Consider the following 16,606-nt stretch of genomic DNA (forward strand, 5'->3'; position numbering starts at 1 on the left):
GGACGAATAGGGGGCAGAAACCATGACCATTTTGATCAAGAACGGCACGGTGGTGAGCTCGACCGGAGCTGATCCGGCCGAAGTCCTGATCGACGGCGAGGTCATCGTTGCCGTGCTGCAACCGGGATCGGAGCTGGCCCTGTCAGCCGAGAACGGGGCCGACCGGGTGATCGATGCCACCGGCAAGCTGGTCGTGCCCGGAGGGGTGGACGTGCACACCCACATGGAGCTGCCCTTCGGCGGCACCATCGCGTCCGACGACTTCGAAACCGGCACCCGGGCCGCGGCCTGGGGCGGCACCACCACCATCGTGGACTTCGCCACCCAGAGCTACGGGCTCGACGTGCGCGAGTGCTTCGACGCCCGCATGGAGCAGGCCGAGGGCCGCTGCGCCATCGACTACGGCTTCCACATGATCATCGGCGACGTCACCGACGCCGCCCTCAAAGAGATGGACCTGCTGGTGAACGAGGGGGTCACCAGCTTCAAGCTCTTCATGGCCTATCCCGGCGTCTTCTACAGCGACGACGGCCAGATCCTGCGGGCCATGCAGCAGTGCGCCGGCAACGGTGGGCTCATGATGATGCACGCCGAGAACGGGATCGCTATCGACGTGCTGGCCGAGCAGGCCTACGAGCGGGGGGAGACCGACCCGGTGAACCACGGATACGTGCGCCGGGCCGAATTCGAGTCGGAGGCCACCCACCGGGCCATCCAGCTGGCCAAGGTGGGCGTCGCCCCTCTGTACATCGTGCACCTCTCGGCCAAAGAGGCGCTGGAGCAGGTGGCCATCGCCCGCAACAACGGCGCCAACGTGTTCGCCGAGACCTGTCCGCAATACCTGTACTTCAGCCTCGAAGAGCATCTGGACCAGGGCTGGGATGGGGCGGCCTATGTGTGCTCGACTCCGATTCGCTCCCACCATCACCACCATCAAGACGAGCTGTGGAAGGGCTTGCGCACCAACGACTTGGCCGTGGTGTCCACCGACCACTGCCCGTTCTGCATGAAGGAGCAGAAGGAACTGGGCGTGGGCGACTTCCGGGCCATACCCAACGGCATAGGCACCGTCGAACACCGGATGGACCTGATCTATACGGGGGTGGCCTCCGGGGAGATCAACCTGCCCCGCTGGGTGGAGCTGTGCTCTACCACCCCGGCCCGCATGATGGGCCTCTATCCCCGCAAGGGCATCATCCAGCCCGGTTCCGACGCCGACGTGGTGATCTACGACCCCCAGGCAACCTGGACCATCAGCGTGGAGAACCACCACATGAACATCGACCACTCGGCCTATGAGGGGATCAAGGTCAGCGGCCACGTCGACACCGTGTTGTCGAGGGGCCGGATCATCATCGACAACAACCAGTACCTGGGCTCCAAGGGCGACGGGCAATACCTGCGCCGCGGCCTCAGCTCATATCTGATCTAGAACCTGGATTATCGGAGGGGGAATGCGTCAAATCCATCATTTAATCGACGGCCAATCCGTGGCTGGCACCTCGGGGAGGACGTCTCCGATCTTCAACCCGGCCAGCGGCGAACAGACTGGCCGGCTGTCGCTGGCGTCGGCCGATGAGGTGGATGCCGCGGTGGCTTCGTCGCGGGCCGCCTTCGAAGAATGGTCAAACGTGTCGGTTGCCCGGCGCACCACCTTGATGTTCGCCTTCCGGAACTTGGTGGTGGACAACGCCACCGACGTCGCCAGGCGCCTCACTGCCGAGCACGGCAAAGTTCACGGTGATGCGTTGGGCGAGGTGGCTCGGGCCATCGACAACATCGAGTTCGCCTGCGGTCTCGCCGAGCATCTCAAGGGAAGCCACAACGAGGCGGCATCCACCGGAATCGACGTCTACACCGTGCGCCGCCCGCTCGGTGTGGTAGCCGGGATCACGCCGTTCAACTTCCCGGCCATGGTTCCCATGTGGATGGCGCCCAATGCGATCGCCTGCGGAAACACATTCGTGCTCAAGCCCTCGGAGCGCGACCCGTCGGCCCCGATGTTCATCGCCGAGCTGTTCCAAGAAGCGGGCTTCCCTCCGGGGGTGCTGAACCTGGTGAACGGCGACAAGGTGGCGGTGGACCGGCTGTTGGAGCACCCCGATGTGAAGGCGGCCAGTTTTGTGGGGTCCACACCCATTGCCCGCTACGTGTACGCCACCGGGACTTCGCACGGCAAGCGGGTACAGGCACTGGGTGGGGCCAAGAACCACATGGTGGTTTTGCCCGATGCCGATATTGAACTGGCCGCGGATTCGGCGGTATCGGCGGCCTACGGCTCAGCCGGTGAGCGCTGCATGGCCATCTCGGTGGTGGCCGCGGTGGGCGATGTGGCCGACCCGCTAGTGGAGGCCATCAAGCTCCGCATGGAGAAGCTGGTCATCGGCGATGGCACCGATTCGGCATCGGATATGGGGCCGTTGATCACCCGTGAGCACCGCGACCGGGTCGCCGGTTATATCGGCTCCGCTGCCGAACAAGGGGCAACCGTGGTGGTTGATGGCCGCGACACCCGCTTTGACAACGACGGCTTCTTTCTCGGCGTGTCGCTGCTCGACAACGTCACCACCGACATGGACGCCTACCAAGACGAGATCTTCGGCCCGGTGCTCAGCGTGGTGCGGTGCGACACCTACGCCGAAGCGGTTCAGCTCATCGCCGACAACCCATGGGGCAACGGGGCCGCCATCTTCACCCGAGACGGCGGGGCGGCCCGCCAATTCCAATCCGACGCCGACGCCGGAATGGTGGGTATCAACGTCCCCATCCCGGTGCCGGTGGGCTACCACTCCTTCGGCGGGTGGAAGGACTCGCTCTTTGGCGACACCACCATGTATGGCCCCGAGGGAATTCGCTTCTACACCAGGCCCAAGGTCATGACCGCCCGATGGCCCGATCCCTCCACCAGCACAGTTGACCTGGGCTTTCCGACCAATGAGTGAGATTTCGCGGCCGCGCAATTGGATGAGGGGGTAGCGATGGATTTCGGCGTTGTGCTTCAAACCGATCCTCCGGCATGGAGGGTGGTCGAGCTGGCCAAACAGGCCGAGACGCTCGGCTTCAACTACGGCTGGACCTTCGACAGCCACGTCTTGTGGCAAGAGCCCTATGTGATTTACAGCCAGATGCTCTCGGCCACCAACCGAATGGTCGTCGGGCCCATGGTCACCAACCCCGGTACCCGGGACTGGACGGTCACCGCGTCGCTCTTCGCCACGCTGAACGACATGTTCGGCAATCGCACGGTGTGCGGCATCGGCCGGGGCGACTCCGCTATGCGGGTAATTGGCCACAAACCCCGCAGCCTCGCCACTCTGAGTGAGGCCATGCGGGTGATCAAAGACCTGGCTGAAGGGCGCAAGACCGAGTACAACGACACCCAGCAGCACTTCCCGTGGGCCGGGGAATCGGAGCTCAAGGTGCTGATGGCGGCCTATGGCCCCAAGGCGCTGCACCTGTGCGGAAGCGAGACAGACGGGTTCATTCTCCAACTGGCTGATCCCGCAATCGCCGAATGGACTATCAGCGCCGTCCGCCAGGCTGCCGAAGAGGCGGGCCGCGATCCCGACAGCCTGTACATCTGCGTGGCCGCGCCCGCCTATGTGGGCGACAACATCGAGCACCAGCGAGAGCAGTGCCGCTGGTTCGGTGGCATGGTGGGCAACCACGTGGCCGATCTGGTGGCCAGGTACGGCGACCAGGGCGTAGGCGTGCCCCAGGCGCTCACCGATTACATCGCGGGACGGGAGGGCTACGACTACAGCGGGCACGGCAAGGCCGGCCATGAGCACACCGACTTCGTGCCCGATGAGATCATCGACCGGTTCTGCCTCCTCGGCGATGAGGACGCCCACCTGGCCCGACTGAGGGAGTTGGAGTCGCTGGGCGTGGATCAGTTCGCCATCTATCTCATGCACGACCAGAAAGACGAGACCCTCAACGCGTACGGCCAGCGGATCATCCCGGCGATGAGCGGTTAGGGACGCAGCAGTATGCCGAACACCGACACCATGGCTGCTACGGACGATCCCCTAGTACGGGAGCACCGGATCAAGCAGCAAGCGGCCCAGGAGCAGCGCCGCGACACCGTGGTGCGGGTAGTTCGCCAGACGGTGACCTTCGTGGTGTTCCTGGGCCTGCTCGCCGGGCTGTACACCGGCTATAAGGCGTTCGGCCAGTCCATAGACGACGCCCAGCACGAATGGGCCGTGGTGGGATCGGTTCTACCCCGCACCGACGATCTGAACATGCCCCCGGTGGGCGAGATCTTCGGCCAATTCGGCGAGACGCCCGGGGGCCGAGACCAGATCTACGTGAAGATCCTGTTCGACGAGGCGCTCTTCACTCTGCGGGAGGCCTTTGCCGGCTTCATGGTGGGCCTGGTGATCGGCATGGCCATCGCCTTGGCCCTGGCGCAGTGGCGCCGGCTCGAACAGGGCCTGCTCCCGTACGTGATCGCCAGCCAGACCATCCCGCTCATCGCCATCGCGCCCATCATCGTGATCTGGGGGCGCAAGAACTTCGACGTGTTCCCGTGGGAATGGCAGGACTGGATGTCGGTCTCGGTCATCGCTACCTACCTCACATTCTTCCCGGTGGCGGTCAACGGGCTGCGGGGGCTGCAATCCCCCCGGCTGGAGAACAAGGAGCTGATGGAGTCTTATGCCGCCAGCTGGTTTCAGACGCTGTGGCGCCTGCGGCTGCCGGCGTCGCTGCCGTACTTGTTTGCCGCGCTCAAGATCGCGGCCACGGCCAGCATCGTGGGCGCCATTGTGGGCGAGATATCCGCCGGAGTCGAGGGAGGGCTCGGCCGTCGGATCCTGCGCGAGGCGTTCAACTACACCACCGGCCCCGACCGCCTGTTTGCCAGCGTGCTGGGGGCCGCCGTGCTGGGAATCTTCGTGTTCCTGGTGGTGACTGCTGTGGAGCGGATGGTGGTGGGCAACCAGACCCAGGAGTCGACGACATGAGCGAGGTTCCATCCATGGACGAGGCCATGTCCGCAGCTCAGGGGGCGTCTTCGCTGGTGATCGACATCCGCGGGGCCACCAAGGTATTCAACCCCGGCAAGAGCAACCAGGTGGAAGCTCTGGACGAGATCGACCTGTCGGTAGGACCGGGGGAGTTCATCACGCTCATCGGTCCGTCGGGGTGCGGCAAGAGCACCCTGCTTCGACTGGTCGCATCTCTGATTCCCCCGTCCACCGGGACGGTGCAGGTCAACGGCAAGCCCGCAGAGCAGGCCCGCCTCGACCGGGACTACGGCATGGCCTTCCAGACCGCGGGGCTGTTCGACTGGCGCACGGTGACCAAGAACATCGAGCTCCCGCTGGAGCTGATGGGATGGTCCAGGGGCGCCCGGCGGCGCCGGGCCGCCGAGATGCTGGAGATGGTGAAGCTCAGCGAGTTCGCCAGCCACCACCCCTCCGAGCTGTCGGGCGGCATGCAGCAGCGGGTGGCCATCGCCCGGGCGCTGTCGTTCAGCCCGTCGCTGCTGTTGATGGACGAACCTTTCGGGGCGCTCGACGAGATGACCCGCGAGCACATGCAGGACGAGCTGCTGCGGATCTGGGAGGAGACCGAGACCACCGTGGTGTTCGTCACCCACTCGATTCCCGAGGCGGTGTACCTGTCCACCCAGGTGGTTGTGATGTCGCCCCGTCCGGGGGGGATTGCCTCGATCATCGACGTGGACCTGGGTGATCGCAACGCCTCCACCCGCGACGACCCGGCGTTCTTCACCAAGGTCACCGAGGTGCGCACTGCCCTGCGGAAGGTGGAGGAGTGAACACCCTGAAAGGGTTCTCGGCCCCCATCGTGACCGGGGTGGTTCTGCTTGGTCTGTGGGAGGGGGTACTGGCCCTGCTCGACCCCCAGGGGTTCGTGCTGCCAGCGCCGAGCGAGATCGTCGGCGCGCTGATCGACAACTGGGATGCGGTGTTCCAGGGGGCCCGCATCACCGGCTTCGTGGCGGTGTCGGGGTTGATAGCCGGCATCATCCTGGGCGCCCTCGCCGCCTTGCTGGTGACCCGGTTCAGGACCGCGAACGAGACCATCACCCCGCTGGCCGTAGCCGTCAACGCCATTCCGATCATCGCGCTGGCCCCGATCTTCAACAACTGGTTCGGACTCACCTCGCCCCGCTCCAACCAGGCCATCGTGGTGGCGCTGGTGTTCTTCCCGATCTTCATCAACACCACCCGGGGACTCAGCCAGGTGGACCGAAGCCAGATCGAGCTCATGGAGTCGTACGCGGCCAGCCGGTCGCGCATCACCCGCGAGGTTCGGATTCCCAATGCCATGCCGTTCTTTTTCACCGCGCTGAAGCTGGCCGCGTCGCTGGCGGTGATCGCCGCCATCGTCGCTGAGTACTTCGGCGGCCGACAAGACGCCCTCGGCCCGATGATCACGCAATCGGCAGGCCTCACCCGATACGACGACGCCTGGGCAGCGGTGCTGGCCGGCACCGCTATCGGGGCCGTGCTGTATTTCGCCGTCATAGTGCTGGAGCGGGTGGCTATGCCGTGGAGCTCGCTCATCCGCGCCCAAAGTGACGACCGATGACCGCAAACCGCGGGTTGCCTCCGGGCAATTCGCTCACCAGAAAGGAATGATCAGCAGATCAGTGGTGAAACATGAATAAAGGGAACATTCACATGAGGGGGATCTGGCGGTTGCTTGCCCTGCTTCTCGCCTTCGTCGTGGTGGCCGCCTCGTGCGGCAACGACGACGATGATGTGAGCGAGCCCGCGCCTGCACCGGCCACCGAGGCGCCGGCGGCGCCCGAACCGGAGCCCGAGCCAACGGAGGCGCCTGAGCCGGAACCAGTTGAGCTGCAAGAGGTGTCGCTACAGCTCCAGTGGGTCCCGCAGTCGCAGTTCGCCGGCTTCTTTGCCGCTCGCGATCTCGGGTTCTACGAGGACGTAGGCCTGGATGTGACCATCATCGACGGTGGCCTCGACATCGTGCCGGCCACGGTTCTGGACTCCGGAGGAGCCGACTTCGCCATCTCCTGGGTGCCGCGGGGGCTGGTGCCCCGTGAGGAGGGCCTGAACATCACCAACATTGCCCAGGTCTTCCAGCGCAGCGGCACCTTGCAGGTGTCGTTCGTTGACGCCGGCATCACCGGCCCGTCCGACCTGGAGGGCAAGCTGGTGGGCAACTGGGGCTTCGGCAACGAGTTCGAGCTCTTGGCCGGCCTCGTCAGCGTGGGCCTCGACCCGCAGAGCGATGTCACCTTGGTGCAGCAGGACTTCAACATGACCGCGCTCATCAACGGCGACATCGACGCCGCTCAGGCGATGATCTACAACGAGTACGCCCAGGTGCTCGAGACCATCAATCCCGACACCGGCGAGCTGTTCCAGCCCGAGGACTTCTCGGTCATCGACTGGAACGACGTGGGCACGGCCATGCTGCAAGACGCCATCTGGGCCGACGCCGACAAGCTGGAAACCGATGCGGAGTACCGCGACATCGCGGTGCGCTTTGTGGAGGCGTCGCTGCGTGGTTGGATCCACTGCCGCGACAACTTCGACGAGTGCGTCGACATCGTGGTTGGCGCTTCTCCGCCCTTCGGCGGTCCGGCGCACCAGGCGTGGATGATGAACGAGATCAACGCCCTCATCTGGCCATCACCGGGTGGGGTCGGGATCATGGACCAAGCCCTGTATGACCAGACCATCGACGTGGCCACGTCCCAGGGCATCCTCCAAGCCGCTCCCGATGCCGGTGCATTCCGGCGGGATATCGCCGAGGAAGCGGTTGCCAATCTGGAAGCCGCGGGCCACGACGTGTACGGCAACGACTTCGCCCGCCGCACCGTCGAGGTCAAAGAGGGCGGCAATTGATCAACTGACCGAGCCATCGGGAAAACTGGGGCTGTGAAGTTCAGCTTTGGTTTTCCCCTGATGGCCCATCCGCAGAACCCCGAATTCCTGACCGCCGAGGCCGTCTCCGAGTTCGCTCGGGCGGCTGAGGCGGCGGGGTTCGACTCCTGCTCGCTCACCGAGCACCCCCTGCCCAGCGACCCCTGGCTGGCCAGCGGGGGGCACGACGCGCTCGATCCCTTTGTGGCGCTGGCAGTGGCGGCCGGTTGCACCACCCGGCTGCGGCTGCTCACCAACCTGACCCCGCTGCCCTATCGCAACCCGGCCATTCTGGCCAAGACTGTGGCCTCGCTAGACCGGCTCAGCGGCGGCCGGGTGATCCTCGGCGCCGGTGTGGGGTACCTCCACTCGGAGTTCGAGGCGGTGGGGGTGGACTTCGACCAACGTAATTTGCTGTTCGACGAGAGCCTGGAGGTGATGCGGCTCATCTGGTCGGGTGAGACGGTGAACTACCAGGGGCTCAACTTCACCATCTCAGACAGCACCGGTCTCCCTACCCCGGTTCAGTCGCCCGTGCCGGTGTGGATCGGGGGCAACTCCAAACTCTCCCGCCGACGGGTGGCCGAGAGGGCCCAAGGTTGGATGCCCATGCCCAATCCGGCCGCCCTCGCCTCCCGCCGCCGCTCGGCCCACCTGGAAACCCTGGACGAGTTGGCCGAGATGATCGCCTATCTGCACGACCACGCGGCTTCAGTGGGCCGTACCGAACCCATCGATATCAAGTACATGGACCTCGACGTAGGGCCAGTGGGCTCGCCGAGCTGGAACGCCGAGCGCCATCGGGAGAACATCGCCGCCCAAGCGGCCATAGGCGTCACCGCGATGGCCGCCGCCATCACTGGCGATACCCGCTCGCAAATTGTTGAGGCCCTGCATCAATACGGTGAGGAAATCATCGCCTATCGTTAGGCTCATGTTGAGATTCGTCGAGGGAGCTTTGGGCGGTCGCCGCGCAGAGGCCGAAAGGGGATTCCCATGTTGAGATTCGTCGAGGAGATCGTTCTCCTGTTGTTGCGCGACGACGACGGGAAGTTTGTCAACGTGCCCCAGTCGTCTATGGACCGGGCCATCGCCGGTGCGGTGCTCATGGAACTGGCCATGGAGAACCGGATCGACACCGACTTGGAGCACCTGATTCTGGTTGATGACACCCCGGTGGGCGACAGCCTGTTGGACCCGACGCTGGCCATGATTGCCGAAGGGCACGGGGTCGAGGGTCAGGAGAAGGACGCCCGCCACTGGGTGGAGCAGATGGCCCGCCTGGCACCGGAGATCCGCGAGGAAACGCTTGATCGCCTGGTGGAGCGGGGCATCCTCGAGCGCGAGGACGACCGCTTCTTGTGGGTGTTCCGGTCTCGCCGCTACCCGACGGTCGACGGGCACGCCGAGCGGGAGGTGAAGCTGCGGATCATGGGAGTGCTGTTCAGCAACGAGATCCCCAGCCCCCGCGACGTGGTGATCATCTGTTTGGCCCATGCCTGCGGCATTTTCGGGGAGCTGCTCTCCAAGCGGGAGTTGGAGCAGGCCTCCGACCGCATCGAGCAGGTGCGCAAGCTCGATCTCATCGGGCAGGCCATGACCCAGTCGATTCAGGATTTCGAGGTGTGGCTGGCCAACGCCGCCGTTCAGGGCCGCGGGTTCTTCTAGGGCGTCGAACAATGGCCGAGTGGACCGTAGAACCGTTCGGGGGAGTGCTCGGGGCTCGGGTGGTCGATATCGACCTGCGAGACCCGCTGGCCAACGGTGAGCGCGACGAGCTGTACAAGCATCTGCTGGAGCATCTGGTGCTGGTGTTTCCCGGCCAGTCCATCGAAGACGACCACCAGATGGAGTTGCTGGCCCCATGGGGTCGGCCCTACATCCACCCCATCGGCCGGGTGGCCGGCGCGGTTGAGGCCAAGGTGGAGCGCATAGTGGACGACGAGGAACGCCCGCCCTTCCAAGACAAATGGCACACCGACGTGACCTGGGACCCCGACCCGCCGATACTGGGAACGCTGAGGGCCATAGAGATGCCGGCCCGGGGCGGCGACACCTTGTTCGCCAGCATGTACGCCGCCTACGACGGCTTGTCGGAGACCTTGCGGGACCGGCTCGAGGGGGTTACCGCCTGGCACGACATTGGGCCGGGCCAATCGTTCAAGTCCAAGGCGGGCGTCGATTTGTACGAACGGGCCAAGGAGCAATTCCCGGGTGCCGAGCGGCCGGTGATTGCCGTGCACCCCGACACCGGCCGCCGCTTTCTCAACGTCAACAAGAACTTCACCAGCCATCTCGTGGGATTCGACCGGGCCGAGAGCGACGCCGTTCTCGACTATCTCTACGAGCACGCCACCCAGCCCAACTACACGATCCGCTACGAGTGGTCTGAGGGCGACGTGGTTCTGTGGGACGAGCGCTGCACTCAGCATTTTGCCGTGGCCGACCACTACCCCCAGCGCCGCGAGATGGCCCGTCTAACTGTCTCGGCCTTTGCCTAAGCGCTCGCTACTCACATCTGAGCGAACTTGATGATGGTGGCTAGGCTGCGCCCGTGATGTTTGACGACGAGAAATTCGACGTAAAGGCGGCGGCCGCGGGGGCATGGGCGCCCAGCCAATATGGGTCCGATGACGTGCTGGGCACCTACAACGAGGTCAACGAGCAGAAGCGGGCCGACGCCCTGGGGCTGCTAGACCAGACCAGGCCGATCCGCACCTATTCGATGGGCGACGGCATCTGGCCTGGCTATCCCGCCTACAGCTCCCGGGAGTTTGCTCAACGGCTGGTCATCGCGGGTTACGAACCCGGCGAAGGCTTCGAAGGCGAGATCATCAGCGGTACTCAAGGGCTGGGACCGTCGAAGTTGGGCTACTCCGAGGAGCGGGTGTCATACACCTTCAACATGAGCACCAAGATCAACGGATTCACCCATGCGGCGGTGGACGGCACCTTTTACAACGGCCACCAGGGCACTGACTTGGCCCGCACCGACGGGGTGACCGCCATGGACGTTCCCTCGTGGGGGGCGCCCCTGCTTACCCGGGGCCTGATGATCGACGTGGCCGCCCAGGTGGCTGCCACCACCGGCGATGTGGAGACGAACCAAGCCGGGTTGCCCCGGCTCATGGACCGCCACCGCATCACCGTCGAGCAGATCGAGGGCGCCTGCGAGCGCCAAGGGCTGCCCGCTCCCGAGCCGGGCGACGCCTTGTGCCTGCGCACCGGGTGGATCAGCCTCACCCGGGAAGATCCCGAGCGATTCTTGGCCGGTTCGCCCGGTCCGTGGATCGCGGAGAACAAGTGGTTGGCCTCCCACCGCCCGGCGCTGGTATCCACCGACAGCTGGATGTGGGGCTTCTACGACTTCGAGGCCACTGAGGGGTGGATGTCGGCGGGCCATCAGCTCATGCTGGTCAAAGAGGGCATCCGCCTGGGTGAGTCGCTGAGCTGCGAGGAAGTAGCCGCTGCTGGGGTGGACACGTTTGTGTTCTGCCACTCACCGTTCCGGGCAAAGGGGTCAACGTCGTGCTCGTCGCCCCCCATGGCCATTGCCAACCCACCCATTGCCAATCCACTCAGTGACAACCCACCGGAGGAACCATCATGAGCATTCTCGACGGATCGCCCTTGGCCGGGAAGGTGGCCCTGGTCACCGGGGCCAGTCGGGGCATCGGCAAGGGGTGTGCCATTGAGCTGGCCGCCGCCGGGGCCGCGGTATATGTCACCGGACGCACGACCGGCGCAGGCCAGCACCCGCTGCCCGGCACGGTGGGGGCCACCGCGGAGGAGATCACTGCCGCCGGCGGCACCGCGGTCGCCGTGGCCTGCGATCACCGCGACGACGACGCGGTGCGGGCGGTGTTCGACCAGATTGCTGCCGATCACGGACGATTGGACGTTCTGGTGAATAACGCCTTCATCGTCACCGACGAGCTGACCTCCGGGCTGCCCTTCTGGGAGGTACCCATCTCCAACTGGGACGACATGATCGACGTGGGTACCCGGTCGGCTTATGTGGCCTCGGTACTGGCCACCCCGGTGATGATCGGCCAGGGCGATGGGCTGATTGCCAACATCAGCTCGTCGGGGGCGGCCGAATACGCCTGGCATGTGGCTTATGGCGTGGGCAAATGCGCCCTCGATCGCATGACCTCCGACTGTGCCCGCGAGCTCCGGGACACCGGGGTGTCGATGGTCTCGGTGTGGCCCGGCTTTGTGCGAACCGAGCGCATCGACATGGCCGTCGACGCTGGGGTTGAGCTGCCGCCCAGCCTGGACCTGTCGGCGGCGGAATCGTCCCGGTTCACTGGCCGGGCGGTGACCGCCCTGGCCATCGACTCCGATCGGTCTCGCTATACCGGCCAGGCGGTTACCTCTCGGGACATGGCCGATTCCTACGGGTTCACCGACGTTGACGGCAGCTTGCCCGCCGGCCCCCTCCACGACCGCACCAGCTAGCCGGGGGAGCCACCGATGACCGCCGTGAAACCGTTCGCCATCGAGGTGCCTGATGAGGTGCTCGACGACCTGCACCGCCGCCTCGACGCCACCCGGTGGTTCGACCCGCTGCCCGGAGCCGGGTGGGAAGAGGGCACCGACCTGGATTATCTGAAGGAGCTGTGTCGGTACTGGCGCCACGACTACGACTGGAGGGCCGTCGAGGCCCAACTCAACCTATTCCCCCAGTACACCACCACCATCGACAACCAGCGGATCCACTTCATCCACGCCCGCTGCCGCAACCCCGACGCCATGGCCCTGGTCATCCACCATGGGTGGCCCGGCTCGATCACTGAGTTTGCCAAGGTGATCGAGCCGCTGCGGGAGCACTTCCACGTGGTGTGCCCGTCGCTGCCCGGCTACGGCTTTTCTGGGCCTACTTCTGAGCCGGGTTGGACGCCCCGGCGGATGGCCGCGGCCTCGCTGGAGCTGATGAGCCGGCTGGGCTATGACCGATTCGGGGCCCAGGGCGGGGACTGGGGGGCGATGGTAACCACTCAGATGGCACTCCAGGCCCCGGAACGACTCACAGGCATCCATCTGAACCTGATAATCGCGCCTGAGCCTCCGCCCGGATCAGTGCGCGACCTGACTGATGAGGAGAGGGCAGCCCTTTCCGAAGGCCGGACTCGCAACCTGGCGGAACGGGGCTACCGGGTGCAGCAGGCCACCCGCCCACAGACCTTGTCGGTTGGCTTGAACGACTCCCCGGCCGGACTGGCTGCCTGGATCGTCGAGAAGTTCCTGGTGTGGAGCGACATCGGCCCCGACAACGACATCGAGGCCAGCTTCACCAAAGACGAGCTGTTGACCAACGTGATGGTCTACTGGGTGACAGGCACAATCGCCTCGGCCAACCGCCTCTACTACGAGACCCGTATCGGCGGCCGAGGCGCATCGGCCCCCGACAGGCAGGTGGAGGTGCCCACCGCCTACGCCCGCTTCCCCGGCGATGGTATTTTCCCGGCCCGACCGTGGGTGGAGTACTGGTACAACATCGTCCGCTGGACAGAGATGCCCCGCGGCGGCCACTTCGCCTCCCTCGAAGCCCCCGATCTGTACATCGACGACGTGGTCGCAACGTTTGGAGAGCTGGGTCAATCGTGAACAGATTTTTCGCGGCCTACGGACGGTGGGTGGGCAACCGACCATGGATGGCGCTGGGGGCGGTGCTGATTGTCACCGTGGTGGCGGTGGTGGGTTTCAGTCTGACCGCGGAGATGGCCGATGATGCGGAGGCGTTCCTGCCCGACGGCAGCGAGCTGGTGGCGGCCCAGAACAAGCTGGCGGAGAGCTTTCCCGAGTCTGCTGAGCTGGAGGCAGTACAGGTAGTGCTGCGGGGCGACGTGCTGAGCCCGGCCGGAGCGGCCGACGCGGTGGCCGCCACCGCGACGGCGGCCACCCAACCGGAACTGTCCCGCTACTTGTTCCCCGCCCGGCCTCCCACCTCGCCGGGGCACATATTGTCGGCCATCCTCGCCGGTCCCGGAGGCGATCCGAGAGCGGTGAACTTGAAATCGGTGTCTCAGGGTGAGATCAACGCCGCTCTGGCCGATGAGGCCAACGCCGGCCTGGTGGCAGTCCTCGACGATCTGGTGGCCCGAGACCACAACGGCCAGGTGGTGGGCGGCATCGGCGTCGTGACGGTGAACGCCGACGGCGACAGAGAAGGCCTGGCCGAGGCGCAGCTGGCCGCCGACGATGTGGTGCAAGCGCTGGAGTTGGGCGGGCTTGATTCGGCCCGAACCCTGTCGTCGGGCAAGACCGAAAAGGAGTCCAACGACTCATCGGCTTCCTCGCTGGCCATATTGATGCTTCTGGCCTTTGCGGTGATCGCCGTTCTGCTTGTGCTGTTCTACCGCAACGTCAGCGACGTGTTGTTGAGCTTGGTCGGGCTCATCCTCACCATAGTGTGGGCATTGGGCTTTCAGGGCTTGCTCGGCCCTGATGGTTTGGGCCTCATCGGGGCGCCCAGCCTGTTGGCCCAGATGGTGCCGGTGATGCTCATCGGCCTCTGCGTGGACTATGGCATCCAGGGCACGTCGCGCTATCGCGAGATCAGGGCCGAAGGCGCCGGCCCGTCTGAGGGTACGTCGAAATCGGTGGCCTTCGTGATGCTGCCCTTGGGCCTTGCCGGGGTCACCACAATTGTCAGCTTCCTCACCAACCTGTTTGGCGAAATTTCCGGGCTGGCCGATTTCGGGGTGGTCGCCGGCGTGGGCGTGGCCTGCGGGCTGGTTGTGTTCCTCACCGGGGTGCCCGCCGCCCGGGCGATACTGGACCGGCGGGCCCAGGCCAAAGGAAAGCAGCCCAAGATCGTCCCCATCGATCAGGCCATCCCGGGCGCGGGGCCGGTGGTGGAGGCCATTGGCGGAATCACGGTCAAAAAACCGGCGGCCATCTTGGTTCTGGCCGGCATAGTCACGCTGTTCTTCGGAGTCATGACCACCCGCCTGGGCACTTCGTTCAACTCCTCCGACTTCTTGCCCGACGGCACCGAGAGCAAAGAAGACATCGAGTTCCTGTCCAAACACCTGGGGGGCAACAGCGAGCCGGTCACCGTTTTGGTGGAGTCGGATCTCTCCAACGACCGCACCATCCGCAATCTGCTGGATTTCGCCGAGGCTATTGAAGACCCCCTGCAACGCCCCGAGGCGGTCAGCAGTGACATCACTTTGTCGCTTGGCACCTACTTCATCTCGCTGCCGCCAGACGTGATTTCCCAGATCGCGAGCGATATCGAACTGAACCGCAGCAGTCCGCTGATTGTGGAGAGCAGTGCCATCGACCAGTCGCTAGAGCTCATGAGATCGCAAGATCCCGCGGCGTTCGACTCGGTGGTGGCGCTGGGCCCCGAGGGCGGCGACGACCGCACCATTCTCCAGTTCAGCGCGCTCACCGGCGAGTCAGAGCGCACCCGCGCCCTGTTCGACGATGTCGACGGCCTGTGGTTCGGCGACGACGATGACATAACGCCGGTGGCCGGCGAGATAATCTCGCTGGAGGTAACAGACAGCCTCACCGAGAGCCAGGCCACCTCGATTGCGCTCACCATCGTGGGTGCCTTGGTTGTGCTCGTGCTGTTCTTCTGGATCACTGAGTTTCGACCCATGCTGGCGGTGCTGTCGGTGCTGCCCATCTTGTTGGTGCTGGTCTGGGTACTGGGCACCATGGTGCTTCTCGGGTTCGACTACAACGTGATCACCGCGCTGATAACCGCCCTCTCTATCGGCATCGGGGTTGACTACACCATCCACATCACCCACCGATTCGTCGAGGAGCGCGAGGAGCATGGCAAATCCATCGGCGAGGCCATCGGCACAACGATGCGCACCACCGGGGGCGCGCTCATCGGCTCTGCGCTGACCACTGCATTGGGCTTCGGTGTTCTGGTGTTCAGCCCGATACCGCCCATGGGCCAGTTCGGCCTGCTCACCGCTATCACAGTGTCCTACTCCCTGATCGCCGCAATAGTGGTGTTGCCCCCCTTGCTAGTGACCTGGGCCGCCTACCACGATTGGCGCCAATCCAGTCAGGCCGCCGGCTGAGCAGGCTGTCACCGCCGAGGGTCGAGCACCTCTACGTCGTAGGCAATGATCTGGTGGTCGGTGGTGACCAGGGTGAGCAACTCGGCTTGGGCTTGGGCGACGAGCATCCGGTCGAACGGGTCTTGGTGGTGCAGGGGCAAGGCGGCCGCTCGCTCGGCATGGGCTACGGTGATCGGTAGTTCGACAAACCCATTGGCGATGAGGTCCGAAACCATATGGTCCGGGTAGTGGAGTCTGCCTTTTGCACGCTTGATGCCCAGTTCCCATAGTGTTGCTGCCGAGTAGTACACACTGGTTGCTGATCGGATGGATTCCCGGCACCGCTCTCCCATCTGAGAAGAGACGCCTGCTGCCCAGAGTACGGCGTGACTGTCGAGCAGCAGCCTCATGGTTAGAAGAGGTCTTGTTCCGCAGACTCTTCGAACATGGCGAGGATCTCAGGGTCGGAGCCGACGATGTCCTCCTCGTAGATGTGTATCTGGCCATCCAGAAATCCGATCTTCCGCTCCGGTGGTGCCGGGGGCCAAGGAATAATCTTGGCTATCGGCTCGCCGGCCCGGGCCACAATGACGTCGGTGCCGGCCTCTACCTCTCGAAGCAACTCCGACAGGCGGCTCTTCGCCGCATGGATGTTCACCTGCAAGGTAGTCATGGAGCGAGCTTAGCCCGACTTAGTTCATTTATTCG

The 16,606-nt window shown here is 64.8% G+C and carries 16 protein-coding genes; 14 read left to right on the top strand and 2 right to left on the bottom strand.

What is annotated here, in order from left to right; translation table 11 throughout:
- Positions 1 to 22: 22 nt before the first annotated feature.
- From hydA to ACOGJC_RS12960, 14 genes are all read left to right on the top strand, one after another.
- Positions 23 to 1,432 carry a dihydropyrimidinase gene (gene hydA / locus ACOGJC_RS12895; RefSeq protein ID WP_419845402.1) on the top strand — a complete coding sequence of 470 codons (1,410 nt, stop codon included), beginning with the start codon at positions 23 to 25 and terminating at the stop codon, positions 1,430 to 1,432.
- Between the two features lie 22 nt (positions 1,433 to 1,454).
- A complete protein-coding gene (locus ACOGJC_RS12900; RefSeq protein ID WP_419845403.1) occupies positions 1,455 to 2,942 on the top strand; it encodes a CoA-acylating methylmalonate-semialdehyde dehydrogenase in 1,488 nt (495 codons plus the stop codon).
- A gap of 36 nt (positions 2,943 to 2,978) precedes the next feature.
- Positions 2,979 to 3,980 (top strand): TIGR03842 family LLM class F420-dependent oxidoreductase, encoded by a 1,002-nt coding sequence (locus ACOGJC_RS12905; protein WP_419845404.1) that lies wholly within the window; start codon positions 2,979 to 2,981, stop codon positions 3,978 to 3,980.
- Positions 3,981 to 3,992: 12 nt separating this feature from the next.
- The gene (locus ACOGJC_RS12910) at positions 3,993 to 4,970 is read left to right on the top strand and encodes an ABC transporter permease (RefSeq protein ID WP_419845405.1); all 978 of its coding nucleotides are present in this window, start codon (positions 3,993 to 3,995) and stop codon (positions 4,968 to 4,970) included.
- On the top strand, positions 4,967 to 5,788 hold the full coding sequence (locus ACOGJC_RS12915) for an ABC transporter ATP-binding protein (protein WP_419845406.1): 822 nt from the start codon (positions 4,967 to 4,969) through the stop codon (positions 5,786 to 5,788). The genes ACOGJC_RS12910 and ACOGJC_RS12915 overlap by 4 nt, the downstream gene beginning before the upstream one ends.
- A complete protein-coding gene (locus ACOGJC_RS12920) occupies positions 5,785 to 6,564 on the top strand; it encodes an ABC transporter permease (RefSeq protein ID WP_419845407.1) in 780 nt (259 codons plus the stop codon). Before ACOGJC_RS12915 ends, ACOGJC_RS12920 begins: the two co-directional genes overlap by 4 nt.
- Before the next feature lie 92 nt (positions 6,565 to 6,656).
- On the top strand, positions 6,657 to 7,850 hold the full coding sequence (locus ACOGJC_RS12925; RefSeq protein WP_419845408.1) for an ABC transporter substrate-binding protein: 1,194 nt from the start codon (positions 6,657 to 6,659) through the stop codon (positions 7,848 to 7,850).
- A 33-nt stretch (positions 7,851 to 7,883) separates the two neighbouring features.
- Positions 7,884 to 8,798, top strand: a complete 915-nt coding sequence (locus ACOGJC_RS12930) for an LLM class F420-dependent oxidoreductase (RefSeq protein WP_419845409.1) — start codon at positions 7,884 to 7,886, stop codon at positions 8,796 to 8,798.
- A gap of 66 nt (positions 8,799 to 8,864) precedes the next feature.
- Entirely contained in the window at positions 8,865 to 9,536 is a 672-nt protein-coding gene (locus ACOGJC_RS12935) for a GOLPH3/VPS74 family protein (protein ID WP_419845410.1), read from the top strand.
- Between the two features lie 11 nt (positions 9,537 to 9,547).
- A complete protein-coding gene (locus ACOGJC_RS12940) occupies positions 9,548 to 10,369 on the top strand; it encodes a TauD/TfdA dioxygenase family protein (RefSeq protein ID WP_419845411.1) in 822 nt (273 codons plus the stop codon).
- A 56-nt stretch (positions 10,370 to 10,425) separates the two neighbouring features.
- Positions 10,426 to 11,478, top strand: coding sequence for a cyclase family protein (locus ACOGJC_RS12945; RefSeq protein ID WP_419848239.1), 1,053 nt, complete (start codon positions 10,426 to 10,428; stop codon positions 11,476 to 11,478).
- Positions 11,475 to 12,329, top strand: coding sequence for an SDR family NAD(P)-dependent oxidoreductase (locus tag ACOGJC_RS12950; RefSeq protein ID WP_419845412.1), 855 nt, complete (start codon positions 11,475 to 11,477; stop codon positions 12,327 to 12,329). Before ACOGJC_RS12945 ends, ACOGJC_RS12950 begins: the two co-directional genes overlap by 4 nt.
- 15 nt (positions 12,330 to 12,344) lie before the next feature.
- Positions 12,345 to 13,478 (top strand): epoxide hydrolase family protein, encoded by a 1,134-nt coding sequence (locus ACOGJC_RS12955; protein ID WP_419845413.1) that lies wholly within the window; start codon positions 12,345 to 12,347, stop codon positions 13,476 to 13,478.
- Entirely contained in the window at positions 13,475 to 15,919 is a 2,445-nt protein-coding gene (locus ACOGJC_RS12960) for an efflux RND transporter permease subunit (protein ID WP_419845414.1), read from the top strand. Before ACOGJC_RS12955 ends, ACOGJC_RS12960 begins: the two co-directional genes overlap by 4 nt.
- Positions 15,920 to 15,927: 8 nt before the next feature.
- On the opposite strand, the gene ACOGJC_RS12965 is transcribed toward ACOGJC_RS12960, so the two are convergent.
- Both ACOGJC_RS12965 and ACOGJC_RS12970 read right to left on the bottom strand, forming a co-directional pair.
- The gene (locus tag ACOGJC_RS12965; protein WP_419845415.1) at positions 15,928 to 16,308 is read right to left on the bottom strand and encodes a type II toxin-antitoxin system VapC family toxin; all 381 of its coding nucleotides are present in this window, start codon (positions 16,306 to 16,308) and stop codon (positions 15,928 to 15,930) included.
- 2 nt (positions 16,309 to 16,310) lie between these two features.
- Positions 16,311 to 16,571, bottom strand: coding sequence for a type II toxin-antitoxin system Phd/YefM family antitoxin (locus ACOGJC_RS12970; RefSeq protein WP_419845416.1), 261 nt, complete (start codon positions 16,569 to 16,571; stop codon positions 16,311 to 16,313).
- Positions 16,572 to 16,606: the final 35 nt, after the last annotated feature.

Origin of the sequence: Candidatus Poriferisocius sp. (genome assembly GCF_965204015.1) — a bacterium.
In the GTDB taxonomy this organism is placed as follows: domain Bacteria; phylum Actinomycetota; class Acidimicrobiia; order Acidimicrobiales; family Bin134; genus Poriferisocius.

Coding starts and splice junctions, on each gene's coding strand:
- ACOGJC_RS12935 (WP_419845410.1), top strand. CDS start 8,865: ATGTTGAGATTCGTCGAGGAGATCGTTCTCCTGTTGTTGCGCGACGAC.
- ACOGJC_RS12950 (WP_419845412.1), top strand. CDS start 11,475: ATGAGCATTCTCGACGGATCGCCCTTGGCCGGGAAGGTGGCCCTGGTC.
- ACOGJC_RS12905 (WP_419845404.1), top strand. CDS start 2,979: ATGGATTTCGGCGTTGTGCTTCAAACCGATCCTCCGGCATGGAGGGTG.
- ACOGJC_RS12955 (WP_419845413.1), top strand. CDS start 12,345: ATGACCGCCGTGAAACCGTTCGCCATCGAGGTGCCTGATGAGGTGCTC.
- ACOGJC_RS12900 (WP_419845403.1), top strand. CDS start 1,455: ATGCGTCAAATCCATCATTTAATCGACGGCCAATCCGTGGCTGGCACC.
- hydA (WP_419845402.1), top strand. CDS start 23: ATGACCATTTTGATCAAGAACGGCACGGTGGTGAGCTCGACCGGAGCT.
- ACOGJC_RS12940 (WP_419845411.1), top strand. CDS start 9,548: ATGGCCGAGTGGACCGTAGAACCGTTCGGGGGAGTGCTCGGGGCTCGG.
- ACOGJC_RS12915 (WP_419845406.1), top strand. CDS start 4,967: ATGAGCGAGGTTCCATCCATGGACGAGGCCATGTCCGCAGCTCAGGGG.
- ACOGJC_RS12925 (WP_419845408.1), top strand. CDS start 6,657: ATGAGGGGGATCTGGCGGTTGCTTGCCCTGCTTCTCGCCTTCGTCGTG.
- ACOGJC_RS12945 (WP_419848239.1), top strand. CDS start 10,426: ATGTTTGACGACGAGAAATTCGACGTAAAGGCGGCGGCCGCGGGGGCA.
- ACOGJC_RS12910 (WP_419845405.1), top strand. CDS start 3,993: ATGCCGAACACCGACACCATGGCTGCTACGGACGATCCCCTAGTACGG.
- ACOGJC_RS12965 (WP_419845415.1), bottom strand. CDS start 16,308: ATGAGGCTGCTGCTCGACAGTCACGCCGTACTCTGGGCAGCAGGCGTC.
- ACOGJC_RS12970 (WP_419845416.1), bottom strand. CDS start 16,571: ATGACTACCTTGCAGGTGAACATCCATGCGGCGAAGAGCCGCCTGTCG.